We start from the raw sequence: 26,008 nt of genomic DNA on the forward strand, positions 1-26,008 counted from the left end.
TGTCAGGGGTAGCGGACAGGGTGTGTCCGCTACTGCGGGCAAAATCGGGGTATGCCGAAAACTTCCGCGCGCCTGCTCGCCCTGCTGTCGCTGCTCCAGGCCCGCCGCGACTGGCCGGGGACGCTCCTGGCCGAGCGCCTGGAGGTGAGCGCGCGCACGGTCCGCCGCGACGTCGACCGCCTGCGCGAGCTCGGCTACCCGATCGTGACGGCCAAGGGCCCCGACGGCGGCTACCGGCTCGGCGCGGGCGCGGACCTGCCGCCGCTGCTGTTCGACGACGAGCAGGCGGTCGCCCTCGCGGTGGCGCTGCGGACGGTCACCGGCGGCGGGATCGAGGAAGCGGCGGCGCGGGCCCTGACCACGGTCCGGCAGGTGATGCCGGCCCGGCTGCGCCACCGCGTCGACGCGCTGCACGTCACGGCGGTTTCCGCGGGGCCGCCGGTGGACCCGTCGGTGCTGGCGACGCTGAGCGCGGCGGTCCACGCGCGTGAGGTGCTGCGGTTCGACTACGCGTCCTCGGACGCGCCGCGCCGAGCCGAGCCGCACCACCTGGTGACGAGAAGCGGGCGCTGGTACCTGGTGGCGTGGGACCTCGACCGCGCGGACTGGCGCACGTTCCGCGTCGACCGGGTGACGCCGCGGGTCCCGACCGGACCTCGCTTCGAGCTGCGCGACCTGCCCGGAGGAGACGTGGCGGCGTTCGTGGCGGACCGGTTCTCGGGCAAGGACGGCGGCGAGTGGCCGTGCCGAGGCGAGGTGATCCTGGACCTGCCGGCGCGGGTGGTGTCGACGTACGCCGGCGACGGCGTGGTGGCGGAGCTGGGGCCGGATCGCTGCCGGCTGGTGCTGGGGGCCTGGTCGTGGGCCGGCTTGGCGGCGTCGATCGGCCGGTTCGACGCGGACATCGAGGTGGTCGGACCGGCGGAGTTGAAGGAAGCGTTCGCGCGGCTGGCCCACCGCTACATCGCGGCGGCCGGCTGAACGACCGCTCAGTCTGTGACCGGCGTCTCAGGTCGAGCCGCGCCGAGCATCCGCAGCACGAGCCCGCCGTACTCCTTGCCGAGCGTGGTCGGCGTCTGCCGGGCCCGCTCGCTGTACCAGCGGGCGACGTCGACGCCCAGGGAGAGCACGGCGCGGGCCGAAATATGGGCGTCGGACACGGTGAACACGCCGGCCTCGACGCCGTCCGCGATGACGTCGCGGACGATGCGCTCGATGCGCCGGCGCAGCTCGGCGACCACTTCGAACTCCTGCTCGGGCAGCGCCTGCAGCTCGTACTGCACGACCCGGGCGACGGTGTGGCGCCGCGCGTGCCAGGCGACGAAGTCCTCGACGATCAGCCGGATCCGCTCGACGGGATCGGACTCCTTCGCGACGACGTTCTCGACGAGGGCGAGGGTCTGCTCGTGCCCGTACCGGCTGATGGCGAAGAGCAGCGCGGCCTTCGAGGGAAAGTGCACGTAGAGCGCGGCAGGGCTCATCCCGGCGGCGCCGGCGATGTCCCGCGTGGTGGTGGCGTGGTAGCCACGCTTGGCGAAGGCTTCCACCCCGGCGAGCATCAGCCGCCGAGCGGTCTCGGGCTGCACATCCGGCCACAGTTCCGCCGACAGCGACATCGTCATCCGCCGATCCTCCCAGATCGCACCGCCCGAGTGGCGGGCACGACGCCAGCCTCGATCGACCCCATTGTAAGCGGGCGCTTTGTCAGTGTGTCTGGGATGCATCCCCGAAATGGGGATGTCATGCCGGTCAGGCTGGCGCTCTGACAGTCGAGTGCGACTCCTGGGCCGCCTGCAATGCCAAGCATCAGTAGAACGTGTGTTCGATGATCTGGTAGTGTCAGCACCGCGGTGGCGCGGCCGCAGGGGAAGTGCGATCCGCGCCACCGCGTCCCCTCGGAGGCACCACGCAGACCACCGTGGCCCTGAGTGCCCCAAGCTGACCGGCACGCTGGTTGTCGAGGGCACCTACGACCTCGTCGATGCGTGGGAGGTCGTGATGGGCTCCTCGTCAGCGTGACCAGGTCTCTGCCCGCCCACTCGAACTCGACCGTCCCGCCCTCGCCGGCCTTGCCCAGCTCAGCGGCCACACCGAACACACGCTCCAGCTCGCCCTGACGCTGACGTTGCTCCCCGGCGGCTGGAATCGGCCTGCCGGTCGACTGCGTCAACGATCTCGTTCCCGCCCAAATGCTCGGGCGGGAAAGGACGGTTGCCGGCGCTGCTCGCCGGGAAGGGGCACCCCGATCATCGCGATCGTGGAACTATCCTCATAGGCCATCTGGGGAAATCGGGCGCGATGGTCGATGGGTTAGTGGTCCGCCGTTCGCGCGTCGCAAGCATGACTGGCGTGAAACAGACCGGGCGACGTCGCTCGGGTTCGTCGCCGCCCGGCCTGTACTCGGTTGTGGGCTCCGCGGCTCAGCTTGTGCTGCGGGTGAGTGCGCGGGCGATGACGTTGCGCTGGACTTCGCTGGTGCCTTCGCCGATTTCCAGGATCTTGGCGTCGGCGTAGAAGCGGGAGATGGTGGATTCGCGGATGAAGCCGTAGCCGCCGTGGATTTGGACGCTTTCGCTGGCCGCGCGGTTCGCGACTTCGGACGCGTACAGCTTCGCCATCGCTGCTGCGGTGCCGAAGGGGCGGCCCTGGTCGGCGAGCCAGGCGGCGTTGTAGACCAGCCAGCGGGCCGCGGCGATTTCGGTCGCCATGTCGGCGAGTTTGTGGCCCACGGCTTGGAAGCTGTGCAGCGGCCGGCCGAACTGCTCGCGTTCACCGGCGTGGCGGACGGCGAGGTCGAGGGCCTTCTGGGCGAGGGAGAGCGACAGGGCGGCGACGCTGATCCGGCCACCGTCGAGGACTTCGAGGAACTGGCGGAGTCCGTTGCCTTCTTCGCCGATCATGTGGTCGTCGCTGATCCAGCAGTTGGTGAAGACCAGTTCGCGGGTGTCGAGCGCGTGCCAGCCCAGTTTTTTCAGCTGCCGGCCCTTTGCGTAGCCGTCGGTGCCGTCGGGGACGAAGAAGGTGCCGAAGCGCTTCGAGCCATTCGAGTTCTCGCCGGTGACAGCCAGGACGGTCACGCCGAGGCTCATCTCGGTGCCGGCGTTGCTGATGAACATCTTGGTGCCGTCCAGCACCCAGCCGCCGTCGGCCCGTCGGGCCCGGGTCCGGATCCCCGCGGCGTCGGAGCCCGCGGTCGGTTCGGTCAGGCCGAACGCGCCGAGTGCCTCGCCCTCGGCGAGCGGGCGCAGCCAGCGTTCCTTCTGCTCGTGGGTGCCGAACGTGGCGAGCGGGAGAGCGGCGATGGTCGAGTGCGCGTTCCAGGCGGAGGCCACCGACTGGTCGGCCGCGCCGAACTCCTCCATGGCGGCGACGTAGGAGACGAACCCGGCGTCCGCACCGCCGTACTTCTCGTCCACCAGCATGCCCATCAGCCCGAGTCCGCCGAGCCGGCGGAAAACGCCGGTCGGGAACTCGCAGCGTTCGGACCAGCCGGCGGCGAAGGGGGCGATCTCCTTGGCTGCGAAGTCCCGGCAGAGCTGCTTCAGTGCGAGCGTTTCTTCAGGCAGGTCGAAGTCCATCAGTCCTCCATGCGGTGTCGTGCGGCCCTGGGAGGCTGCGTGGGGTCGGTCGTGTTCGGCGGCATCAGGACCGTTCGGGTTCGAGGAGGATCTTGAGGTGGTTGCCGCGGCCGGCGGCCAGCTCGGCGAAGGCGTCCGCGCCCGCGGAGAGGGGGCGCACCCCGGTGAGCAACGGGGTGGCATCGAGCCGTCCGGTGGCCATGAGGTCCAGGACGCGGGGGATGTCATGGTTGTAGCCGAGCGAGCCGAGGATGGTGCGTTCGAACGGGACGATCTGGGTGATCGGCAGGGCCGTCTCGGCGCCGCTGATCCCGCAGAGCACGGCTCGTCCGCCGCGGCGGACGGTCGTCACCGCCAGCTGGACCAGTTCCGGGCGGCCGGTGGCTTCGACCACGACGTCGGGGCCGACCCGGCCGGTGCGCAGGAACACCTCGCGCCGCACATCGGTGGTGGCCGGGTCGTAGACCTCGGTGGCGCCCAGCTCGGCGGCGGTGCGGGCGCGTGCGGGGACCGGCTCGCTGACGTAGATCCCAGCGGCGCCGGCGAGCTTCGCGGCCAGCAGCGCGGCGACGCCAATGGGGCCGGCGCCGAGCAGCAGCACGTTGTCGCCGGGCTGGACGGTCGCTCGCCGGATGGCGTGCAGGCCGACGGCCAGCGGCTCGGCGAGCGCGGCGAGCTGGTCGGAGACGCCGTCGGGGATCGGGACGAGGCTCTCGATGGGGACGGTGGCGTGCGAGGCGAAGCCGCCGTCGGAGGCCAGGCCGACCGAGCCGCCCTTCGCGCAGATGTGGTACTCGCCGTGCAGGCACCAGCGGCAGACGCCGCAGCGAAGGCAGGGGTCGACCGCGACGCGGGTGCCGACTTCGACCCCGGGCACGGGAGAGCCGAGCGCGACGACGGTGCCGCTCATCTCGTGCCCGAGGGTGATCGGCGGCTTCACACCGGTGAGGGGATGGGCGCCGGTCCGGATGAGGTTGGGTCCGTGGACGAACTCGTGCAGGTCCGTGCCGCAGATCCCGCAGAACGACACGGCGATGACCGCCTGCCCTGGCTCCGGTGCTGCCGGAGCACCCACATCGTCCAGGCACAGCTTGCCTTTCGCGTGCCAGCGCAACGCCTGCACGCCGATCACCTCCGACCGCGAGTTGTTTTTTCGACCAATCGGTACAAGAATCGTCGTTCCCGGCGCGATGTCAAGAGGCCGGGCGGAAATCGATGGACGGCAAGGGCAGGAGCGCGATGACTTCCACCCGGGTGAACGACCTGGCAACGGCTTTCGACGGTGAGCCGGACACACTGGTCGGGATGTACCGGCGGATGCGGCTGATCCGGCAGTTCGAGGACCGCGCGTCCCGGCTGTACCGGAACAACGAGATCCCCGGCTTCCTGCACCTGTCGATCGGGCAGGAGGCGTCGGCGGTCGGCGCCTGCTGGCCGCTGGACGACCGTGACGTGATCACCTCGACCCATCGCGGGCACGGGCACTGCATCGCCAAGGGGATCGACGTCGAGGGTATGTTCGCGGAGCTCATGGGCAAGGAGACCGGCACGTGCCGCGGGCGTGGCGGGTCGATGCACATCGCCGATCCGCGTCGCGGGGTGTTCGGCGCCAACGGCATCGTCGCGGCCGGCGTGCCGATCGCGGTCGGTGCCGCGACCGCCGCCCAGTTGCGCGGTGACGGCGGCGTCGCCCTGGCGTTCTTCGGCGACGGCGCCGTGGCCCAGGGCATGTTCCACGAGGCCGCCAACCTGGCCTCGGTGTGGCAGCTGCCGGTGATCTTCTTCTGCGAGAACAACAAGTACGCCGAGTTCTCCCCGATCGCGACCCAGACGCGGGCTTCGCTCGCCGACCGCGCGCCCGGCTACGCGATGGATTTCCACCAGGTCGACGGCAACGACGTCGTCGCCGTGGCCGACCTCGTCCGGCGCCTTGCCGGTGACCTGCGAGCGGGAGGCGGTCCGGTGATGGTCGAGGCCGAGACCTACCGGTGGCACGGTCACTACGAGGGCGACCCGCTGAAGTACCGGGACCCCGGCGAACTGGCCGAGTGGAAGGAACGCGATCCGCTGGTCCGGCTGGCCGCCCGGCTGCGCGAGCTGGGCGAGGACCCCGCGGTGGTCGACGCGGCCGTCGACGCCGAGATCGACGCCGCCGTGGAGAAGGCCCGCGCCGCCGCCCAGCCCGCCGAGGAGACGCTGCACCACTTCGTGGGTGTCCCGCGCGAACCGGTACCCGAGCCGGCCGAAGCGACCGGCGAGGTCTTCCGGACGATGGATGCGGTCCACAACGCACTCGAGCACGAGCTGGAGACCGACGGCTCGGTGTTCCTGGCCGGGATCGACGTCGGCGCCGGTGGCAACGTGTTCGGCCTGACCAGGGGCCTGGCCGGGAAGTTCCCGGGCCGGGTCCGCGACACGCCGATTTCGGAAAGCGCGATCATCGGCGCGGCCGTCGGCGCGGCCATGGCGGGGCTGCGCCCGGTCGTGGAGGTCATGTACTTCGACTTCATCGGCGTCTGTCTCGACCAGCTGATGAACCAGGCGGCCAAGCTGCGGTTCATGACCGGCGGCGCGGTCAGTCTGCCGATGGTGGTCCGTACCCAGTTCGGTGCCGGGAAGTCCTCGGGCAGCCAGCACTCGCAGAGCCTCGAGGCCCTGCTCGCGCACATCCCCGGCCTGACCGTCGTGATGCCCTCGACGCCGGCGGACACCTACGGGCTGCTGCGTGCCGCGATCCGCGACCCCAACCCGGTCGTGTTCATCGAGAACCGCCTGATGTACGGGCGCAAGGGCCCGCAGCCGCCGGCGTCGCACCTGATCCCGCTGGGCAAGGCCGCGATCCGCCGGGCCGGCACCGATGTCACGCTGGTCTCGTACTCGAAGCTGGTGCACGACTGCGCCGACGTCGCCGAGGAGCTGGCCGCCGACGGCATCAGCGTCGAGCTCATCGACCTGCGGACGATCGCGCCGCTGGACACCGAGACGGTGCTGCGATCGCTCGCCAAGACCGGGCGGCTGGTCGTCGCGCACCAGGCGGTGGGCGAGTTCGGCGTCGGCGCGGAACTGGCCGCGGTGGCCGCCCGTGAGGGGTTCTGGACGCTGGACGCCCCGGTCATCCGGCTGGGCGCGGAGCGGACCCCGGCGCCGTACAGCCCGTCGCTGGAGCGCGTGTGGCTGCCTTCGAAGGACGCGATCGCCGCGGCGGTGCGGGAGGCTGCCGGCGCCTGAGCGGGCGTGGCCTCAGGCGGAGGAGCGGTCGCGGTAGTCCGCGAGCCGTTTCTCCAGCCCGGCCACGTCGTAGCCGCTGGTGCAGAACCCCGAGAAGAGCGTCGCGCAGTACTCGCGCGACAGGAACTCCGCGTCCCACTGGCCGCCACGATGCGCCCACTGGTAGGTGTGGTTGTGCAGGTTGAGGAACTGCAACATGGCCAGCCGGGGGTCGAGGCGGCGGAACGCGCCGGCCTCCATCGCCTCGGCCAGCAGATCCAGCACGATCTTCTCGAACTCCCGGCGCTGCCGCAGCAGGCGGGCCCGGTTGGCGCCGCGCAGGTGCCGGTAGTCGTGCTCGTAGACCCAGATGTGGTCGAGCCGGGCGAGGATGTTCCCGAGCAACGTCTCCGACAGCAGCCGCAGGCGCAGCACCGGGTCCTCGTCGAGCGCGGCGATCTGCCGGGCCGCGGTCAGCAGCGGCCCCAGGACCCGGTCCTGGATCTCGACGAGCAGGTTCTCCTTCGAGCCGATGTAGTAGTACAGCGCGCCCTTGGCGAGGCCGGCGACCTGCCCCAGCTCCGCGATGCCAGTGGCGGCGTAGCCGTGTTCGGCGAACAGTGCGGCGGCCTGGTCGATGATCTCCTGGCGCTTGATCTCGTAGCCGGGCCCGTGCCCCGGTGGTCTCGGCATCGTTCCCCTCCGTCGGTGACAGGTTGTTCACTTTAGGCGGGATCACCGAACCTCGCCTTGCCCGGTCCGTGCTGCAGGAACGATGCCATGCCCGTGTCCCGGTCGGTCGTCGCGAACAGACCGGCGATCAACGAGCGCTCCAGCGCCAGCCCGCCCGCGATGGGCAGGTCGATCCCCTGGTCGACCGCCTCCTTGATCGCCTGGATCGCGAATCGCGGCCCGGTTGCGAGCTCTCGGGCGAAGCGGAGCGCGGCCTCGTAGGGGTCCTCCGCGAGCCGGTCCACGATGCCCAGGTCCAAGGCTTCTCGCGCGGGCACCCGCCGCCCGGTCATCATCAGTTCCTTCGCCTTGCCTCGCCCGACCAGCCGGGTCAGGCGTTGCGTCCCGCCGGAGCCGGGAATGATCCCCAGCAGGACCTCGGGCAGCCCGAGGACGGCGTCTTCGGCGGCGATCCGGAAGTCGGCGGTGAGGGCGAGTTCCAGCCCGCCGCCCAGCGCGTAGCCGGTGACGGCCGCGACGACCGGCACCGGCAGGTCGGCGAACCGCGTGAACGTCCGCTGCAACCCCCGGTTCCAGCCGGTGATGTCCTCGAAGCCGAATGCCGCGAGCTGCTTGATGTCCGCGCCCGCGGCGAAGCACCGTGGACCGCCGTAGAGCACCACTGCGTGGACTCCGGGATCGGCCTCGAGCGTGGCGGCCGCATCGGCCAGCGCGCGCTGCATCGCAGTGTCGAACGCGTTCAGCGGTGGCGCGTCCAGGCGGACGGTCGCCACGCGGTCCGCGATCTCCAGCTGTACCGGTGCCGTCATCGCCGCAGCTCCTTTTCTCACCCGGTCCGGGCTTGTCAGGCCGCAGCCGGAGACCTACAGTGCTCACCATCACGGTTTCTTAGACCGATTGGTACACGAAACTCGGCAGCGGCACAACACACCGGAGTGATGGCCATGGATGCAGTCGAAACACCCGTCCCGGAGGGACTCGCGGTCACCCGGGAGGAAGTCACGGCGGACGAGCTGGCGGCGCTGGGTGTCGACCTCGAACGCGATTTCCCGGGTTCTTCAGCGGCCGACTTCCGCCGCTACCCCGTGCTGACCGAAGGCGGCTGGTTCACCGTCGTCAAGCACCAGAAGACGCTCGAATCGGTGAGCCGTGAACGCGGGCCGCTGCTCGGCCCGATCGTGCTGACCTCAGACGGCCTCGACGTCTACTGACCACCACTTGCGAAAGGCGGGTAGTTTCATGATCGGAGTAGACGTCGGAGGCACGTTCACGGACGTGGTGGCGATCGCGGACGGAGAGATCCGCACGATCAAGGTGTCCACGGACGTGCGCACGACCGAACGCGGTGTGCTGCGCGGCGCCGAGGAAATCGGGGTCGCGGATTCCGCGGTCTTCAACCACGCGAGCACGCACGGCTTGAACGCGATCATCACGCGCCGGCTGCCGAAGATCGCGTTCCTGACCACGTTGGGACACCGGGACATCCTCGACATCGGCCGCACGTGGCGACCGGTGGACGGCCTGATGAACCCGTCGTGGCGCCGCTCCTACGGCGACGCGAACCAACCTCTGGTGCCGCGTTATCTGCGTCGCGGGATCCGGGAGCGCCTCACCGCCGACGGCGGCATCCTGATCCAGCTCGACGAAGACCACGCTCGCGAGGAGCTGCGGATCCTGCGCGGCTGCAACGTCGAAGGCGTCGCGATCTGCTTGATCAACGCCTATGTCAACAACCACCACGAAGAACGCCTGCGCCAGCTCGTGCACGAAGTGCTGGGCGACATCCCGGTCTCCATCTCCAGCGAAGTTTCCCCGCTGGCCAAGGAGTTCGCCCGCGCATCGACCACCGTGGTCGACGTGTTCATGCGGCTGACCTACGACGAGTACACCCGCCGGCTCGACTCCGGTCTGCAGGATCTGGGCTTCACCGGCGACCTCAACTTCGCCGACTGCGCCGCGCAGCTGGTGCGCTCCGACGTCGCGATGGAACACCCCTTCCGCATCGTCTTCGCCGGCCCCGCGGCCGGCACCGTGTCCAGCGCCCACTTCGGCAGCCTGATCGGCGCGGGCAACCTGCTGTGCGCCGACGTCGGCGGAACCTCCTGCGACATCAGCATGGTCACCGAGGGCCGGCCGTTCGTGAACACGACGTTCGAGCTCGAGCACGACCTGATCGTGAACGCGTTGTCGAACGAGATCTCGAGCATCGGCGCCGGCGGCGGCAGTCTCGTCACGATCAACGCGGCGGGCGAGCTGAAAGTGGGCCCGGGCAGCGCCGGTGCCGACCCCGGCCCGGCCTGCTACGGACTCGGCGGGACCCAGCCCACGACCACCGACACCTGCCTGCTGATGGGCATCATCGACCCGGACGGCTTCGCCGGTGGCCGGATGAAGCTGAACCCGGACCTGTCCCGGCAGGCCTTCGACGCGCTGGACTCCAAGTTGTCGTTCGACCAGCGGGTCAGCTACGCGTTCAACATCGGTATCAACAACATCGCCGAGGGTGTCGTCAACATCGCCATCCAGCACGGCGTCGACCCGCGCGACTACAGCCTCGTCGCGTTCGGCGCGGCCGGACCGATGCTGCTGCCCGCGGTGCTCGACCTGGTGCACGCGGCCGAGGTCATCGTGCCCCCGCACCCCGGTCTGTTCTCCGCCCTCGGCCTGGTCAGCTCGGACCTGGTCTACGCCGACAGCCGCAGCGCCTACACACTGCTCACCGCCGAGGCGGCCGAACAGGTCGACAAGGTCTACCACTCGATGGAGGAGCGGCTCCGCGAAAGGCTGCAGGAGAAGGACCGCGGCAACGTCACCTTCGTCCGCAGCTTCGACGGCCGCCTCGCCGGCCAGACCTGGGAGACGCCGTTCGTCGGCGTGCCCGACGGCGAGATCGACGCCGACGCGATCGCGACGATGGTCGCCAACTTCCACGACGCCTACGCGGAACGCTCCGGCAACCGCTTCGAGGCGCTCCCCGTGCAGGGGGTCACCTACCGCGTCCAGGCGGTCGTGCAGGCCGACAAGGTCGAGTACCCGACGCTGCCCGAGCGCCCGGCCGGCGAGTCCGCCGAGCCGACCCGCACCCTGCCGATCCGCTACCTCACCGACGAGGTCCTCGACGCCGGTGAGTACCAGCGCAGCGACCTGCGGGCCGGTGACCGGGTCCCCGGCCCCGCGGTGATCCGCGAACCGCTGTCCACCACGTTCCTCGTCCCCGGTCAGGTCGCGACCGTCGGGGCCCACGGCGAGCTGCGCATCCGGAAGGCGTGAACCATGACTTCTCTCAAGGACCTCGACGACGCCCAGTTCGCCGAGCTCTACGGCTCCGACCGGTTCACCGCGTCGGTGCTGGCGAGCCGGATGCGGTACATCGTGCAGCACATGTGCACGGGCCTGCTGAACAACGCGTTCTCGCTCATCCTGCGCGACTGGTACGACTTCGCGGCCACGATCTCCGGCCCGCCGGAGCAGAACTACCCGATGTCGTCGGTGAGCAACAGCCTCGCGATGTTCCTCGGCACCATGTCCGAAGCCGTGCGCAACACCATCGAGGAGTACGGCCCGGAGAACCTCAACCCGGGTGACGTGGTGATCTGCAACGATCCGTACCGCGCGGGCAACCACGTCAACGACGTCTGCTTCATCCGCCCCGTCTTCCACGAGGACAAGCTGATCTCGTTCGTCACCCTGCGGGCCCACCAGCTCGACATGGGCGGCGTCGTGCCGGCCGGGTTCAGCGGAACGAAGCGCAATGTCTACGAGAACGGCCTCGTGATCGCGCCGACGCTGCTCTACCGCGACAACAAGCCGGTCAAGTCGGCGTTCAACCTGATCTTCGACAACGCCCGCTTCTGCGCGCTGCTGCTGCCGGACATCAAGACGATCTACCAGAACCTCCTGCTCGGCGAGCAGCTGATCCTGGAAAGCGTGGAGCGCTACGGCGTCGACGCCTACCTCGGCGCCGTCCGCTACGCCACCGACGTCTCGGCCGAGTCGATGCGGACCGCGCTGGCCGGCCTGCCCGACGGCGTCTACGAGGCCGAGGAAGGCATCGACTGCGACGGTGTCGACGACTCGATCGAGTACCGGATCCGCCTGAAGATCACCAAGGCCGCCGACCGGATGGAACTCGACTTCAGCGGCACCTCACCGCAGGCCCGCACCAGCATCAACGCGGGCATCCTCGACACCAAGACCGCGGTCGGTGTCGCGCTGAAGTTCCTCGTCGACCCGGTCACGCCGTTCACTTCCGGGGCGTACCGGCCGATCGACATCGTGCTGCCCGCCGGCACGTTCATCAGCGCCACGCCACCGGACGGCGCCGTGTTCCTGTACTGGGAGAGCACCGGCCCGGTGCTGCTGGCGGTGTTCCGCGCACTCGAGAAGGCGCTGGGCCGCAAGGCGGTCGGTGGCGACTACGGCTCGCTGAACATCCACAACGCCAACGGCGTCCTCGCCGACGGGACCCCGTGGGTCACCACCGCCCAGTGCGGCGGCGAGCACGGGCCGTGGGGCGCGACCGAGGCCGGAGACGCCGACAGCTACTCCGTCGTCTACCAGGCCAACAACCTCGACCCGGCGACGGAAGCCATCGAGTCCGAGGTGCCCGCCGTCGTGCTGCGCAAGGAGTACATGCCCGACAGCTCCGGCGCCGGGGAGAACCGTGGCGGCGCGGCCGTCCTCAAAGACACGCTGTACCTGACCGCGGCGGAGCACTGGTCGAGCCCGCTGCACACGAAGTCCGCCAGCGGCGTGGGCGTCTACGGCGGGCGGGCCGGTGCGCTCGGCGCGACGTGGGTGTTCGACCCGGACTACAAGAACGTGCCGAAGGAAAAGGACCTCATCGGCACCGATCCCGAGGTCTACGCCGGCTCGACGCCGGTGGCCGGGATGCTGGACCCGCGAACCAGGACGGTCGACCCCGATGGCGAGTACTTCTACTTCGCCAGCACCCCGGTCTGGCACACCAAGCCGAACGCGGTGTTCCGCTACCTCACCAACGGCGGCGGCGGCTGGGGCTCACCGCTGCAGCGCAGCCCCGAGCGCGTCTGCCGCGACGTGCGCGACGAGTACGTGACGATCGAAGGCGCCTACCGCGACTACGGCGTCGTCATCACCGGCGACCCGCACGGCGACCCCGAAGGCCTGAAGATCGATCACGACGCGACCGCCGAGCGCCGCGCCGAGATGGCCGTGAAGTAAGGAGGATCCGATGTCCGACAACGGAACAGATGTCGCCCGCCAGAACGCATTGCGCGACGCGTTCATCAAAGAGCGCGGCTATTGGAACCCCTTCTGGGAGGGGTTGCTGAGCCTCGATCCCGAATTCTTCGACGCCTACCGCGAGTTCTCGGCCGTGCCGTGGCGCAAGGGCGTTCTGGAACCGAAGATCAAGGAACTGATCTACACCGCGATCGACGCGTCCACGACCCACTTGTACGAGCCGGGGTTGCGCCAGCACATCCGCAACGCGCTCGGTTACGGCGCCACCAAGGAAGAGATCATGGAGGTGCTGGAACTGACGAGTGTGCTCGGCATCCACACCTGCACCCTCGGCGTGCCCGTGCTGATGGAGGAGCTGGCCGCTCACGAGCAGCAGAAGGCGACGTGACCCCCGGTGTTCTCGACCCGCGCGGCCCGGCCTCCCTGGCCGGGCAGCGCGCGGTCGTCACCGGGGCCGCGCGCGGGATCGGCAGCCGGATCGCCGTCGAACTCGCCCTCGCCGGAGCCCACGTCACGGCGCTGGACCGGCACGACCCGGCCGGCACTGTCGCCGAAATCACCGAGCTCGGTGGCAGCGCGGCCGGCCTGCGGGCCGACATCACCGATCGCGACGCCATCGCCACCGCGATGGCCGAGGCCGCCGGGCCACCGCGGCGGCTCGACGCGCTGGTGACCTGCGCCGCGGTCTACGGCGAGACCGTCGCGCTCGACGAGCTACCCGAGTCCGAAGTGGACCTCGTGCTCGGCGTGAACATCAAGGGAACACTTTGGTGCATCAGTGGTGCGCTGCCGTTCCTGCGAGGACACGACTCACGCGTGGTCTGCATCGGCTCGGTGGCGGGCAAGGCCGGGGGCGTGCTGGCCGGGCCGCACTACGTGGCCAGCAAGGGCGCCGTGCACGCGGTCGTGAAGTGGCTCGCCAAGACCGAAGCCGGCAACGGAGTCCTCGCCAACGCCGTCGCCCCCGGCGTCGTCGACACCGAGATGATCCGCGGCAAGGGGTATTCCGGCGACTACAACCCGCTGGGCAGGCTGGCCCGGCCCGAGGAGATCGCCCGGGTGGCGGCCTTCCTCGCCTCGCCGGCGGCCAGTTACATGACCGGCGCGGTCGTGGACGTCAACGGTGGCTATGCGATGGGCTGAGGCCCGAGAACAGGAGATCTGCAGTGGATACAGCGGGATGCGCGGTCGTCACCGGCGCGGGTTCCGGAATCGGCCGCGCCTGCGCCATGCGGCTCTCGGAGTCCGGACTCGCCCTCGCCCTGCTCGACGCCAACGGCGAAGCCGCGGAGAAGGCGGCGGCCGAATTGCCCGCCGCGGCCGCCTTCGGCGTCGACGTCACCGACGAAACCCAGGTCGCCGACGCGGTGCGCGAGGCCGCCCAGCGGTTCGGAGCGCCGAAGGTGCTCGTCAACGCAGCGGGGATCATCGTGCGCAAGACGCTGCTGGAGTCGAGCGTCGAGGAGTGGCGACGGGTGCTGGACGTCAACCTCACCGGCTACTTCATCCTCCTCCGGCAGGTGATCCCGCTGATGGCAGCCGGTGGTGGCGGAAGCATCGTCCAGATCGCCTCGATCGCCGGGCACACCGGCTACGGGTTCTCGTCCTACACCGCCGCGAAAGGCGGTGTGCTCGCCCTGACCCGCCAGCTCGCCGCGGAACTGGCGAAGGACGGCATCCGGATCAACTCCGTGAGCCCGGGCGTCGTCCACAGCGGACTCAACCGCGACACGCTGTCGAACAGCGCGATCCACGCGGCCACCGTGGCCAACACGCCGCTCGGCCGCATCGGCGAGCCCGACGACATCGCCCGTGCGGTCGCCTTCCTCGCGAGCCCCGACGCCGGCTACGTCACCGGCACCGACCTGGTCGCCGACGGCGGCATGATCAGCACGATCCACTGGGGGCCGGCCGGGGACGAGCTGCACAGCTTCCACACCCAGGAGCGCTGATGGCGAACTTCGCGACGATCCTCGACCACAACACCGGCCGCGACCCGGGCCGGATCGTGCTCAGGCAGGGCGAGCGCAAGCTCACCAACCGCGAGCTGCTCGACCGGGTCGACGCGGTCGCCGCCGGCCTCGCCGGACTGGGTGTCGGCCGCGGCGACGTCGTCGCCATCCTGCTCTACAACCACCTGGAGTTCCTCGAGACCGCGTTCGCGGTCAACCGGGTCGGTGCCGCGTTCCTGCCGCTGAACTATCGGCTCTCCCCGGAGGAGTGGCGCTACATCATCGACCACTCCGGCGCCGTGGCGCTGCTGACCGAGCCGGAGTTCCGGCCCGCGGTCGAGCAGCTCGCCTTGCCCGCCTTGAAGCACCGGCTGCTGCTGGACGGCGCTGCCGACGGGTGGACGGGCTACGCCGATCTGCTGGCGGCCAACGAAGGGAAGTCCGTCGCTGCCGTGCCGGTCGCCCCGGACGAGCTGCAGCGGCTGATGTACACCTCCGGGACGACGTCCCGCCCCAAGGGCGTGCGGATCACGCACGGCAATCTGGCGTGGAAGAACCTGGCGCACATCGTCGAGTTCGGCATCACCGCCGCCGACACGACGCTCGTGTGCGGGCCGCTTTACCACGTCGGCGGGTTCGATCTGCCCGGCGTCGGGACACTGCACGCCGGGGGTTCGCTCATCGTGCTCCGCAAGTTCGACGCGGAGGAGGTCGTGGCGACCATCGAACGCGAGCGCCCGACGAACATCTGGCTGGCCCCGGCGATGATGAACGCGATCCTGCAGCTGCCGGACCTGGCCGGGCGGGACACGTCCTCGATCCGGTTCATCATCGGTGGCGGTGAGAAGATGCCCGTCCCGCTGGTCGAACGGATCCTCGCCGCGTTTCCGAACGCGTGGTTCGCCGACGCCTACGGGCTCACCGAGACCGTCTCGGGCGACACGTTCAACGACTACGAGCACATGCTGGCCAAGGTCGGCTCCGTCGGGCGCCCCGTCGTCCACCTCGAAGTCCGCATCGTCGACGAGACCGGCACGCCCGTCGGACCGAACGAGCTGGGTGAGATCACTCTCCGCGGCCCCAAGGTCAGCACCGGGTACTGGCACGACGACGAGGCCACCGCCAAGGCCTTCCGCGACGGCTGGTTCCACACCGGTGACATCGGCCGCGTCGACGAGGACGGCTACCTCTACGTGGAAGACCGCAAGAAGGACATGATCGTCTCCGGCGGCGAGAACATCGCCACCCCCGAAGTCGAACGCGTCCTCTACGAGCACCCGGACGTCGTCGAGGCCGCCGTCGTCGGCATGGGACACCCGCGGTGGGGCGAAGTCCCGCAGGCGTTCGTGGTCCTGCGCCCCGGCGTCCCGGCCGATCGCACCGCGTTGATCGAGTTCTGCCGGGCCCGGCTCGCCAAGTTCAAAGTCCCCGCCGACCTGGTGTTCCTCGACGCGCTGCCCCGAACACCGTCCGGCAAGGTGCTGAAACGGAACCTGCGCTCATGACCGCGTTCGACCTCACCGGAAAAGTCGCCTGGATCACCGGCGCCGGCAAGGGCCTCGGCCGGGCCATCGCGGAAGCTCTCGCCGGGGCCGGCGCGACCCTCGCCGTCACTTCCCGCACCCGCGAGGACCTCGACCGGCTCGCCGCCGACCTCGGTTCGGCGTTGGTGCTGCCGGGGTCGGTGTCCGAGCCCGCCTTCGCCGACAGCTGTGTGGAGGCGATCGTCGGACGCTTCGGCCGGCTCGACGTCGCCGTCACCGCCGCGGGCATCAGCCCGTCGTTCCGGCGCAGCGAGGACAGCGCCGACCGCGACTGGGCCCAGGTACTCGACGTGAATCTCTCCGGCACCTACTACTGCGCGCGGGCCGCCGGACGTCGCATGCTCGAGCAAGGCTCCGGTTCCATCATCACCATCTCGTCGGTGCACGCACGAACCGGCTTCGACCGGATCGCCGCCTACGCCGCCAGCAAGGGCGGCGTCGAGGCGCTCAGCCGCGTCCTCGCCGTCGAATGGGCGCCTCGCGGCGTGCGGGTGAACGTGCTCGCCCCGGGTTACTTCCACACCGACCTGTCCGAAGGACTTGTGACGAGCAAGTGGGGCGAGCGGATCCTGGCCCACATCCCGCAGAACCGGGTCGCGAACCCGCCGGAGCTCGGCGGCGCCGCGGTCTACCTGGCCTCGGACGCCGCCGCCTACACCACCGGGAGCACTCTCACCGTCGATGGTGGCTGGACCGCCTGAGGAGTCGGCGAACGACGGCCTTCTCGGTCGCGTTGGACATCCGCCGGAAGCCGAAGTCGCCCGACGGTGCGACGACCTTCGACCACCTGGGCGCCCTGCGCTACCGGCTGGGCCGGATCCGGGAGCTCACGGACCTCGACCTGAATGACGTCGACAGCAGGTTCAACCTGCACGTGGCCACCAGGGCCGGGAAGGTGCTGGGCTCGGTGTGAACGGGGAGGGTCGGAGGCACGGGAGCTGCCTTCGACCTTGTTCTCCAGAGCCCGTTCTCGAAATAGGTTTCGCAGATCAGCCGGGGCGTAGGGCTCGGGTGTCGGCGAGGTCGCCGTGTTCGTCGACGCGGCCGAGGACGTTGGCGAATGCACTCGGCACGGGGGCGCGCCCAAGCAGGCGCGACCCCCGTGCCGCCGCAGTGCGTACCACCGGACATGCCCTGGCCGGCCCGGTTGCCCCCTGCTCCGCCGAGCCGGTCTCCTCGGCCCGGCGTGTGGGCCGACTTCGGCGGTGGCCCGGCCTTGGAGTTCATCACCGGGTTCGTCGTGGAGAAATCCCTGTCGGTGGACAACCTGTTCGTCTTCGTGCTGCTGCTCACCGCCTTCGCCGTTCCCGCGGCCGTGCAGCAGCGCGTGCTGCTGCTGGCCGCGGGCACGTGGGCGTTCCTCGTCTTCGGTGTGGTCCTTTTCGGCTCGGCGGTGAAGATCCTGCACGGCGCGGCGGCCGACGCCGATTCCGGACCGGACACCTCCCGGATGCGCTCGGTCCGCTTGCCGCGCAAGCTGATGCCGGTCACCGACGACTACCGCGGACCACGCTTGCTCGTCCGCGACCGCGGCCGGCGCGCGCTCACCCCACTGGCGGTCGTGGTGGTGGCGGTGTTCGCGACCAACGCGTTCGCGTTGCCCGGCCGGCGCGCCCGGTACTTCGTGCTGCACTCGGTAGTGGCCGAGCTGCGCCACCTCAACCACGGCCTGGCGATCATCCTGGCGTTCATCGGCGTGAAGCTGGTGCTGCACTGGGCACACGGATTCTGGCCGGGAGTACCCGCCGTGCCCACGCCGATTTCGCTCGCGGTGGTCGTCGCCGTCCTCGCCACCGTCACCCTGACCAGCCTCCGCGCCCCGCACACCGCGGCGGAACGTGGTGACGGCGCCGCCGTGGCACGGGACTGACGGCCATGCTCGCCGACCTGCTTCGCAACGCCCTCGTCGAACTGGGTCCCACCATGCTCATCGTGACCGCGCTGGGGATCACGTGCGGGGCGATGACCCCACCTCGCGGACCGAAATCCTGACAGCACAACGGAAACTCGGGCGGCACGCATCCGGGCGACGCCGTGCACCCACTCCCGGGTTCATCCCCGGGCGTCGGGATCGATCGCGTCACCGACAGCGCCAGTGGCGTCAAGCACGTCCGCCCCTTGTGCGCTCACCGCATCGACGACACCTTGCCCGGTTTCCGTGACCTCGGCGGCGGACTGGGCAACCTGGTCGGCCGCCTCGCCGATCGGCAAGTCGACACCGACCACCTCGCTGACCTTCTCGCTCGCTCCGCCCAGCAGCTCCGCGGCTTTGTCCTTGAACACGTCGAACAGGCTCATCAGGCGTCCTTCGCAGATCGACTCGAGGTACACCAAGTGATTCCTTGCTCACCGAGTGCGGCTATCCGGCCATCATACCGGCAAACCGGACCTATCGGACACGTGTGCCGACGGGCGGACGAGGTCGCGACCGTGTCCTCGCGGGGCTACTCCCCGGCTTCACCCTCCGCGCTGAGGAGCCGCGTGAGGTAGTCGAGGTCTTGCTGGAGCAGTGCGACGGCCCCGAGCGGAGTCGGCGCTTCCGGGGTGCGCCCGGCCTCCCTCATCACCATCTTCACCGCGTTGTCCGCGATCTGCTCGGCCACCGGCTCGGCCGGGTGCGCCGGGGACGGGTGGAACCACCAGGCCACCCAGTTGCACATGCCGATGATCGACAGCGCCGTGATGCGGGCGTCGACCGGGCGGAAGGACCCGGCCGTGACTCCTTCCTCGATGAGCGCGGTGATCTCGCGGAGAACGGCCCGCCGGCTCTGGAGGTGCTTCTTCGCGATCTCCGCCGGGAGTGCCTGGTCGCTGCGGTCGAGCGTGCGGAACTGCTCCGGCCGTTCGGCGCGGCGCAGGACCAGCGTGTGCACCAGCATGCGCAGCTTCTCGGCCGGTTCGAGGTCGGTGCGCTGCCGGACTTCCCGCAACGAGTTCGCCGCGCTCCGAGCTGTCGCCTCGACCATCGCGACGAGCAGCTCGTCCTTGCTCTTGACGTAGTTGTACAGGTTGGGGCGGCTCAGCCCGACCGCGTCCGCGACGTCCTGGAGGGTGGTCCCGTCGTAGCCGCGTTCGGCGAACAGCCGCATCGCCTGGTCGACGATCTCGCTCATGAGCAGCTTGCGCCGGGGCGTCGTGCCCCGGCGGGGCTCCGCGCGCCCACCGGATCGCCCCCGTGGTCCGGTGCCCTCCGCGGTCACCACGTCCACCCCTCGCCCATCACGCCGCACATCCTAGCCGCGGGCCGCGGGTACCCGGGTCGCGCACTCGGCCGCGAAGGCCAGCTGCCGCAGGTGCACCGCACGGGAGAGCCGGTGGTGGTCGAGGTTGTGACCGGCGCCCGCCTGGAGCCGGGCGTCCACCCACGGGGCGGCCTCGAAGTACCCGGCGAACGCCGCCACGCGGCTCTCGTCGACGACCCACAGGCCGTCGTGCTCGGCGAGCGTGTACTGCACCGGAACGGTCACCGCTGCGGCGAGCCGTGCCACCTCCTCCGGCCAGCCCCCGACGATTTCGAGCATCTCCGCCAGTGGAACCGCCTCCACCGACGCCTTCGCCGCCTCCACCGTGTCGGCGTCGACGGTTCCTTCCGGACCGTAGAGGAGAGCGCGTCGCTGTTCGGCCGGCAGTTCCACCGGCCCACCTGCCGGCAGGGTGTGCCACGCGTCGACGATGTGCGCGGGCGACCGGTCACCCACGCCGTGGATCGAGATGCCCAGCAACGGCCACCGCGGCCGGCGGGCGGCGACGTGCACCGCGATGGCCGAGCCGATGGAGTGACCGAACAGGACGACGCCCGGACGTCCCTCGCCGTGCTCCGTCCACAAAGCACCGATCGCGGCGTCGAGGGCTTCGGCGTGGCCGCCGAAACTCGTCGCACCACCGGGCAGCGGGTCGCTTCCCCCGTAGCCGGGACGGTCCACCGAGAACACCGGGAACCCGGTCGCCGCACCCCGGTCGAGCAGCGAGTGGCCGGGCACGTCGAAGTACCCGCGGTGGTAGCCGCCGCCGTGCAAGGCCACGACCAACGGAGCAGCTGCCACGCTGCCGCCGGCCCGGCTTCCGGCGATCTTCCGCCCGCCGACAGAGAGCTCGACGTCCGTCGTCATGTCCCCTCGCCTTCTCCGCAAAAGTCCTAACAGGAACGTCTTGATACTGACGACTCAGTAGTACTGCGTCAACTCCGCGGCACTTGTCGATACTGAAGCGTCAGAATATTGACGACTATGCCAACTCGGGCTTACGCTCGGTGCCACAGAGAGTTCGTCGCGAGAGGAGCACGGAGATGTCATCCCCGGAACGAGACCGGCCGGCGCACACGGTGCGAGGCGTCGACCACGCGGCGTTCCCCACGTTCGATCCGCAGGCCACCATCACCTTCTACCGGGACGTCCTCGGCTTCCCCGTCGTCCACGCGACCTGCGCGCTCGGCTGGGGACCCGGTGACCACCCGGACTTCATCCACTTCTTCTTCGACATCGGCAACGGCGACCGGCTGGCGTTCTTCTACTACTTCGGGGTGGCGCCCTACCGCGACGCCGGCCTCCCCGATCTGCTGCACCGCGCACGGCACCTCGCGATCCACGTGGACGGCGAGGAGGACCTCCTGGAGTACCGGCACCGGCTGGACGCGAGCGCCTGGCCGTGCGAGCTGCAGGTGCGGCACGAGACCGTCGAGTCGATCTACGTCACCGACCCCAACGGGTACCTGATGGAGATCACCCGCCCGCTGCGCGCGATCACCGCCGAAGACGACATCGACGCGAACGTGAGCGTCGACGCGCTCATGGAGGTGGCCGGCGAGCCCGAGCCGTCCCTGGAGAAGTTCTACGCGCGGAAGGCGAAGCTGATCGCCGAGCGCTACGAGGGCGAGCCGGAGCTGGTGACGTTCGGATGACCACGCTGTTCGTCCTCGACGTCGACGACTTCCGCCCGCTGGCCGAAGTCGCGGCCAAGGACCCGGACACGACGGTCCGCCGGCGTGGTCCCTACCTCGAAGTGTCCGCGCCCGGCGCGATCCGGGTCGAGCGCGACGCCACCGGGCGCCGCAACGCCCTCTGGTACAGCTCCGTCGCCGCCGTCCGGGACGGCCGGGTCAGCCGCTGGGACAAGTCGGAGCTGGTCGTCGTGCCCACCGGGACAGGCCGATGAGCCCGCCGGCGGTGGACCGGCTCGGTGCGGGCCGGGACGTGCACACCGAGCCGGCGCCGCCCGGCGTCACCGTGAGCACGCACCAGCTCACCACGTTCGACGGCGCCAAGGTCGAGGGCGTGCTGCACACCCTCGACGGCGCGACGACGGTGGTCACCCTCATGCATCCCCGTCAATCGGTGACGCACCACCCGGTGATCCCGCTCCTGCTGCGCGGCGGCGTCTCGGTGTGGACCCAGGGCACCCGCTCGCCGAACAACGACGTCGCGCTGGTCCACGAGCAGGCGCTGCTGGACGCGGCGGCCGGACACGTGTTCCTCCGGGACGCCGGGTTCGACGCGGTGCTGACGTTCGGCCACTCCGGCGGCGGAACGCTCTCGGCGTTCTACATCGAGCAAGCCTCGCTCGAGCCGGAACTGCGGTTGGACGTGACACCGGCCGGCCGGCCGATCGCGCTGGCGGGCGCGCGGATGCCGGTGCCGGACGGCGCGATCTTCCTCGCGCCGCACCCGGGGCAGGGGAAGGTGCTGCTGAACTGCATCGACCCCGCCGTCACCGACGAGTCGGACCCGATGTCGGTGGATCCCGCGCTCGACATGTACTCGCCGGGCAACGGGTTCGCGACGCCACCGGCACCCAGCCGCTACCGCCCCGACTTCCTCCGCTCCTACCGCGCGGCCCAGCGGGATCGCGTCGCCCGGATCGACGCCCGTGCCGTCGAGCTGGCCGCCGAGGCGTCGCAGGCCCGCGCCCGCTTCGCTCGCACCGGAGACCGCGACGATCGCCGGGCCGCACTGGCGCCGAGGATCATCACCACCTACCGCACCGACGCCGACCCCGCCTCCGTGGACCCGTCGATCGACCCGAACGACCGGCACTACGGCTCGTTGTTCGGCGGGCGCCCCGACCTGGTCAACTACGGTCTGGTGGGTTTCGGCCGGCTGACCACGCCCGACGCGTGGTTGTCGACCTGGTCGGCGAACCACTCCAACGCGGACTTCGCGCGATGCGCGCCCGGGGTACGGCTGCCGACGCTCTACCTGGAGTTCAGCGGTGACCAAGCCGCGCTCCCCGGTCGCAGCGCCCGGATGTTCGCGGCGCTGGCCGCCCGGGACAAGATCCGCCACGTCGTGCGGGGACAGCACTTCGGGCAACCGGTCGCCGACGGCGAGCCCACGGGGTACGCCGCCGCTGCCGTCCACGTCGAACACTGGCTGGCCGACCGGTTCGCCACCGCGGCACCACGGAAAACGAGGTGAAGGAAGTGGGCTCCATCGGAGTCGTCTACGACAGCGGCTACGGCCACACCGCCGCCCAAGCCAGGGCGGTGGGCGAAGGCGCCGCCTCGGTGCCGGGTGTCGACGTCGCGCTCTACTTCGCGGAGGAAGTCGCCGCCGACCCCCGGCAGCTCGACCCCTGCGACGCACTGGTCTTCGGCACCCCGACCTACATGGGCAGCGGCTCGGCGGTCTTCAAGACGTTCATGGAAAGCAGCGCGAAGATCTGGACCGGCCAGGGCTGGAAGGGCAAGCTCGCGGCGGGCTTCACCAACTCCAGCGGCCATTCCGGGGACAAGCTCAACACCCTCACCCAGCTCTGGCTCTTCGCCATGCAGCACGGAATGGTCTGGATCGGGCTCGGCCTGCTGGACGGCAACGGCCGCAGCACCGGCTCGGACGACGAGCTGAACCGGCTCGGCGCCTACGCCGGCGCCATGGCGCAGTCCAATGCGGACCAGGGACTGGAAGGCATGCGGGACAGCGATCTGCGCACGGCGTCGGCGTTGGGACAGCGCGTCGCCCGGCACGTCGCGCACTGGCAAGGAGGTGGGCGGTGACGTCCGGAAAGCCCGAGAAGATCCTCGTCGTGGGCGGCGGCCCGGCCGGACTGTTCTTCTCGATCATCGCCCGGCGGGCGGTCCCGTCCGCCGTGATCCACGTCCGGGAGCGGAACCCGCGAGGGGTGACCTACGGCTGGGGCGTGGCGTTCACCGAAAGCGCGGCCGACGCGCTCCGGCCGGCGGCGCCGGACGTGGTCGACGCGCTCACCACCAACACCCGCCACGACCGGATGGTCATCAGCCTGGACGGCGCCGGCGTGCCGGTCCAGGTGGGGCGCAGCCACCTGAACGCCCGCTGGGCCCTGCTGGCCACCCTGGAGAAGTTCGCGCTCGAGGCCGGGGTCACCGTCGAACACGACTGCGACACGACCGTGACCGAAGACGACCTGACCGGCTGGGACCTCGTCATCGGTGCCGACGGCGTCAACAGCACCACCCGCGAGCGCTTCGCCGAGCACTTCCGGCCCAGCGTCGAACTCGGGAGCAACTGGCTGGCCTGGTACGGCACCCCGAAGCCCTACCCGCCGTCGATCATCCTCCAGAACAGCGACCACGGGATCCTCATGGTCCACGCCTCGGGGTTCTCGCCTGAGATGAGCAACTTCACCGTCGAAGTCGGCCAGGAGACGTTCGACCGGCTCGGCTTCGCCGACATGACCGAGGACGAGTCCCGCGATCTGTGCGAGCGTCTCTTCGCCGGTTCACTGGACGGTGCGCCGCTGCACAGCGACCACTCTCCCTGGTTCCAGACGAAGTTCGTCCGCTGCGCGCACTGGACCCACCGCAATCTCGTGCTGATCGGGGACGCACTGCACACCGTCCACCCATCGATCGGGTCCGGTACCCGGTTCGCGATGCGGGACGCGGTCTACCTCACCGAAGCGCTGGTCAGCGCGGAGTGGGACGTCGAAGTGGGCCTCAGGGAGTTCGAGCGGGTGCGCAAGCCCGTCGCGGACGCCTTCCAGGCCGCCGCGAAACGCAGCATCGCCTGGTACGAGGGGCTTCCGTCGCGGACCATCACCCATCCCACGAAGTTCGCGCTCGAGTACTTGATGCGCACGGGCCGGGTCTCCTACCGGGACTTCCGGCGGGAGAACCGCGAAGTGGTCCTCGGCTACGAACGGGAGCTGCGTTGACCGCGAAGGAGAGACACGCAATGACGCTCGCTCCCGGGAGGCTCGTCCGCTATCCGGCCGAGGAGGAGGCTCGCTACGTCCGCGAAGGACTGTGGGAATCGCCCACGATCGCCGAGCACCTGCACGCCATCGCGCAGGAACACGGTGACCGGGATGCCGTGGTCTGCGGCGAAGCCCGGCTGACCTTCGCCGAGCTGGACCGCGTCACCGACCAGCGCGCGGCCGGCCTGCACCGGCTCGGGCTGGCGCCGGGCGGAGCCGTCCTGCTGCAGGTGCACAACACCGCCACCACCGTCATCGCGTGGTACGCCCTGCTCAAGGCCGGTCTGGTCCCCGTGTGCACGCTGCCGCTGCACCGCGGGCACGAGATCGGCGAGATCGCGCGGCAGACCCGCCCGGTGGCCCACCTCGTCGCCGCCCGCGATCCTCGCTTCGACCTCGTCGGCTTCGCCTTCCGGCAGGCCGAGGCGGCCGGGGTGGAGCGCACGGTCCTGGTCTCCGACGGGCGGGCGGACGACCCCCGGGCCGTCGAGCTGGACACCTTGGGGAACGACATCGACGCCGCCGAGGCCCGCGCGGTCGTCGAGGGCATCCAGGCCGGTCTCGGCCGGCAGTCGCTCGCGGTGTTCCAGCTCTCCGGCGGCACCACGGGAGTGCCCAAGGTCATCCCGTGCCTGCAAGCGCCCTACTGGCACTACGGAGCGAGCCTCGCCCGCGCCATGGGCTGGGCGCCGGGGGACCGGATCGCGTTCATGATGCCGATCGTGCACAACGCGGGCGTCATCATCGGCCTGCAGGGCCCGCACAGCGTGGGGGCGACCCTCGTACTGGGAGTTCCCGACGCCTCGGCCGCACTCGACCTCGTCGTCGGGACCGCGGCCACCGACGTGGTGCTCGGCCCGTTCGCCTTCGACCTGGCGCTCGATCCGGGCCTGGGCGCCGCCACCGCACTGCGGAGGGTGCTGTTCAGCGGGAAGAAGGTGCCCGGCAAGCACATGGAGACGCTGGCGGCGCGCGGGATCTGGGGCGGGCAGATCTTCGGCATGAGCGAAGGTCTCTGCCTCACCACCCCGCTCGACTTCCCGCCCGAGGCCCGCGCGACGAGCGTCGGCGTGCCGATCTCCCCGGCGGACGAGATCCGGCTGTACGAGCCGGGGACCGAGGTCGAGGTGGCCCCCGGCGAGGTCGGGGAGCTCTGCGCCCGCGGGCCGTACACCCTGCGCGGCTACTACGACGCCGCCGAGCACAATCGGCGCGCTTTCACGGCCGACGGGTTCTACCGGAGCGGCGACCTGATGGCGGAACGCACGATCGGCGGCGTCCGGTGCTACACCGTCGAAGGCCGGATCAAGAACATGATCAGCCGCGGCGGCGAGAAGATCAACACCGAAGAAGTCGAACTCCTCCTCGGCTGCCACGACGCGGTGGCCGAGGCGGCCCTGGTGGCGATGCCCGACCCGCGGCTGGGCGAGCGGGCGTGCGCCTTCGTCGTGACCCGGGACGGCCGGCCGCTCGACCTCGCCGAGGTCCGTGCCCACTTCGAACGCCTCGAAGTCGCGAAGTACAAGTGGCCGGAGCGGGTCGTCGTGCTGCCCGAGATGCCGCGGGTCAGCGAGGTCGGCAAGGTCGACCGCCGCCGGCTGCGGCAGATCGCGGAAACGCTCGGCGCCGAGGCACCCTGAGC

The 26,008-nt window shown here is 70.3% G+C and carries 25 protein-coding genes and 1 pseudogene; 18 read left to right on the forward strand and 8 right to left on the reverse strand.

The features are described from left to right. The first annotated feature begins 51 nt into the window (after positions 1-51). Complete coding sequence (locus QRX60_RS28390; protein WP_285994481.1) at positions 52-981, forward strand: helix-turn-helix transcriptional regulator; 930 nt, start codon at positions 52-54, stop codon at positions 979-981. An 8-nt stretch (positions 982-989) separates the two neighbouring features. On the opposite strand, the gene QRX60_RS28395 is transcribed toward QRX60_RS28390, so the two are convergent. From QRX60_RS28395 to QRX60_RS28405, 3 genes are all read right to left on the reverse strand, one after another. Then, positions 990-1,622 carry a TetR/AcrR family transcriptional regulator gene (locus QRX60_RS28395; protein WP_285994482.1) on the reverse strand — a complete coding sequence of 211 codons (633 nt, stop codon included), beginning with the start codon at positions 1,620-1,622 and terminating at the stop codon, positions 990-992. A gap of 798 nt (positions 1,623-2,420) precedes the next feature. Beyond that, positions 2,421-3,578: an acyl-CoA dehydrogenase family protein gene (locus QRX60_RS28400; RefSeq protein ID WP_285994483.1), complete on the reverse strand. Its 1,158-nt coding sequence runs from the start codon at positions 3,576-3,578 to the stop codon at positions 2,421-2,423. Between the two features lie 64 nt (positions 3,579-3,642). Beyond that, positions 3,643-4,701, reverse strand: a complete 1,059-nt coding sequence (locus QRX60_RS28405; RefSeq protein ID WP_285994484.1) for an alcohol dehydrogenase catalytic domain-containing protein — start codon at positions 4,699-4,701, stop codon at positions 3,643-3,645. A gap of 116 nt (positions 4,702-4,817) precedes the next feature. Here QRX60_RS28405 and QRX60_RS28410 point away from each other — a divergent pair, with 116 nt between their 5' ends. Beyond that, positions 4,818-6,806 (forward strand): alpha-ketoacid dehydrogenase subunit alpha/beta, encoded by a 1,989-nt coding sequence (locus QRX60_RS28410; RefSeq protein WP_285994485.1) that lies wholly within the window; start codon positions 4,818-4,820, stop codon positions 6,804-6,806. A gap of 12 nt (positions 6,807-6,818) precedes the next feature. Here QRX60_RS28410 and QRX60_RS28415 read toward each other — a convergent pair whose 3' ends face one another. Both QRX60_RS28415 and QRX60_RS28420 read right to left on the reverse strand, forming a co-directional pair. Continuing rightward, positions 6,819-7,478, reverse strand: a complete 660-nt coding sequence (locus QRX60_RS28415) for a TetR/AcrR family transcriptional regulator (protein WP_285994486.1) — start codon at positions 7,476-7,478, stop codon at positions 6,819-6,821. A gap of 32 nt (positions 7,479-7,510) precedes the next feature. After that, on the reverse strand, positions 7,511-8,287 hold the full coding sequence (locus QRX60_RS28420) for an enoyl-CoA hydratase/isomerase family protein (protein WP_285994487.1): 777 nt from the start codon (positions 8,285-8,287) through the stop codon (positions 7,511-7,513). A gap of 135 nt (positions 8,288-8,422) precedes the next feature. Between QRX60_RS28420 and QRX60_RS28425 the strand changes: the two genes are divergently transcribed. From QRX60_RS28425 to QRX60_RS28470, 10 genes and pseudogenes are all read left to right on the forward strand, one after another. Next, positions 8,423-8,689: a hypothetical protein gene (locus QRX60_RS28425; protein WP_101438456.1), complete on the forward strand. Its 267-nt coding sequence runs from the start codon at positions 8,423-8,425 to the stop codon at positions 8,687-8,689. A gap of 28 nt (positions 8,690-8,717) precedes the next feature. Then, positions 8,718-10,748 carry a hydantoinase/oxoprolinase family protein gene (locus tag QRX60_RS28430; protein WP_285994488.1) on the forward strand — a complete coding sequence of 677 codons (2,031 nt, stop codon included), beginning with the start codon at positions 8,718-8,720 and terminating at the stop codon, positions 10,746-10,748. A gap of 3 nt (positions 10,749-10,751) precedes the next feature. Next, complete coding sequence (locus QRX60_RS28435; RefSeq protein WP_285994489.1) at positions 10,752-12,680, forward strand: hydantoinase B/oxoprolinase family protein; 1,929 nt, start codon at positions 10,752-10,754, stop codon at positions 12,678-12,680. 10 nt (positions 12,681-12,690) lie between these two features. Then, positions 12,691-13,089 (forward strand): carboxymuconolactone decarboxylase family protein, encoded by a 399-nt coding sequence (locus QRX60_RS28440; protein ID WP_285994490.1) that lies wholly within the window; start codon positions 12,691-12,693, stop codon positions 13,087-13,089. Then, positions 13,086-13,844, forward strand: coding sequence for an SDR family NAD(P)-dependent oxidoreductase (locus QRX60_RS28445; protein WP_285994491.1), 759 nt, complete (start codon positions 13,086-13,088; stop codon positions 13,842-13,844). Before QRX60_RS28440 ends, QRX60_RS28445 begins: the two co-directional genes overlap by 4 nt. 23 nt (positions 13,845-13,867) lie before the next feature. Further along, positions 13,868-14,653 (forward strand): SDR family NAD(P)-dependent oxidoreductase, encoded by a 786-nt coding sequence (locus QRX60_RS28450; protein ID WP_285994492.1) that lies wholly within the window; start codon positions 13,868-13,870, stop codon positions 14,651-14,653. Next, positions 14,653-16,158, forward strand: coding sequence for an acyl-CoA synthetase (locus QRX60_RS28455; protein ID WP_285994493.1), 1,506 nt, complete (start codon positions 14,653-14,655; stop codon positions 16,156-16,158). Before QRX60_RS28450 ends, QRX60_RS28455 begins: the two co-directional genes overlap by 1 nt. After that, complete coding sequence (locus QRX60_RS28460; RefSeq protein WP_285994494.1) at positions 16,155-16,898, forward strand: SDR family NAD(P)-dependent oxidoreductase; 744 nt, start codon at positions 16,155-16,157, stop codon at positions 16,896-16,898. The genes QRX60_RS28455 and QRX60_RS28460 overlap by 4 nt, the downstream gene beginning before the upstream one ends. A gap of 32 nt (positions 16,899-16,930) precedes the next feature. Next, positions 16,931-17,110, forward strand: coding sequence for a helix-turn-helix domain-containing protein (locus QRX60_RS28465; RefSeq protein WP_285994495.1), 180 nt, complete (start codon positions 16,931-16,933; stop codon positions 17,108-17,110). A 273-nt stretch (positions 17,111-17,383) separates the two neighbouring features. Continuing rightward, positions 17,384-18,067 (forward strand): annotated as a pseudogene (locus QRX60_RS28470) (TerC family protein); the annotation flags it as partial. A 182-nt stretch (positions 18,068-18,249) separates the two neighbouring features. On the opposite strand, the gene QRX60_RS28475 reads toward QRX60_RS28470, so the two are convergent. The 3 genes from QRX60_RS28475 to QRX60_RS28485 form a co-directional block, all read right to left on the reverse strand. Beyond that, positions 18,250-18,495 carry a hypothetical protein gene (locus QRX60_RS28475; RefSeq protein WP_285994496.1) on the reverse strand — a complete coding sequence of 82 codons (246 nt, stop codon included), beginning with the start codon at positions 18,493-18,495 and terminating at the stop codon, positions 18,250-18,252. 146 nt (positions 18,496-18,641) lie between these two features. Then, positions 18,642-19,310 (reverse strand): TetR/AcrR family transcriptional regulator, encoded by a 669-nt coding sequence (locus QRX60_RS28480; RefSeq protein ID WP_285994497.1) that lies wholly within the window; start codon positions 19,308-19,310, stop codon positions 18,642-18,644. 120 nt (positions 19,311-19,430) lie between these two features. Further along, entirely contained in the window at positions 19,431-20,306 is an 876-nt protein-coding gene (locus QRX60_RS28485) for an alpha/beta hydrolase (protein ID WP_285994498.1), read from the reverse strand. A 176-nt stretch (positions 20,307-20,482) separates the two neighbouring features. Between QRX60_RS28485 and QRX60_RS28490 the strand changes: the two genes are divergently transcribed. Genes QRX60_RS28490 through QRX60_RS28515 form a run of 6 tightly spaced genes read left to right on the forward strand, consistent with a single transcriptional unit; the run spans position 20,483 to position 26,006 of the window. After that, the gene (locus tag QRX60_RS28490) at positions 20,483-21,094 is read left to right on the forward strand and encodes a VOC family protein (protein ID WP_285994499.1); all 612 of its coding nucleotides are present in this window, start codon (positions 20,483-20,485) and stop codon (positions 21,092-21,094) included. Next, positions 21,091-21,348 carry a hypothetical protein gene (locus QRX60_RS28495; protein ID WP_285994500.1) on the forward strand — a complete coding sequence of 86 codons (258 nt, stop codon included), beginning with the start codon at positions 21,091-21,093 and terminating at the stop codon, positions 21,346-21,348. Before QRX60_RS28490 ends, QRX60_RS28495 begins: the two co-directional genes overlap by 4 nt. Beyond that, positions 21,345-22,607 (forward strand): alpha/beta hydrolase, encoded by a 1,263-nt coding sequence (locus tag QRX60_RS28500; protein ID WP_285994501.1) that lies wholly within the window; start codon positions 21,345-21,347, stop codon positions 22,605-22,607. Before QRX60_RS28495 ends, QRX60_RS28500 begins: the two co-directional genes overlap by 4 nt. Positions 22,608-22,612: 5 nt before the next feature. Next, positions 22,613-23,185, forward strand: coding sequence for a flavodoxin family protein (locus QRX60_RS28505; protein WP_285994502.1), 573 nt, complete (start codon positions 22,613-22,615; stop codon positions 23,183-23,185). Further along, positions 23,182-24,324 carry an FAD-dependent monooxygenase gene (locus QRX60_RS28510; protein ID WP_285994503.1) on the forward strand — a complete coding sequence of 381 codons (1,143 nt, stop codon included), beginning with the start codon at positions 23,182-23,184 and terminating at the stop codon, positions 24,322-24,324. The genes QRX60_RS28505 and QRX60_RS28510 overlap by 4 nt, the downstream gene beginning before the upstream one ends. Before the next feature lie 20 nt (positions 24,325-24,344). Next, the gene (locus tag QRX60_RS28515) at positions 24,345-26,006 is read left to right on the forward strand and encodes an AMP-binding protein (RefSeq protein ID WP_285994504.1); all 1,662 of its coding nucleotides are present in this window, start codon (positions 24,345-24,347) and stop codon (positions 26,004-26,006) included. The last annotated feature ends 2 nt before the right edge of the window (positions 26,007-26,008 follow it).

This window comes from Amycolatopsis mongoliensis, from assembly GCF_030285665.1.
GTDB classification, from domain to species: domain Bacteria; phylum Actinomycetota; class Actinomycetes; order Mycobacteriales; family Pseudonocardiaceae; genus Amycolatopsis; species Amycolatopsis mongoliensis.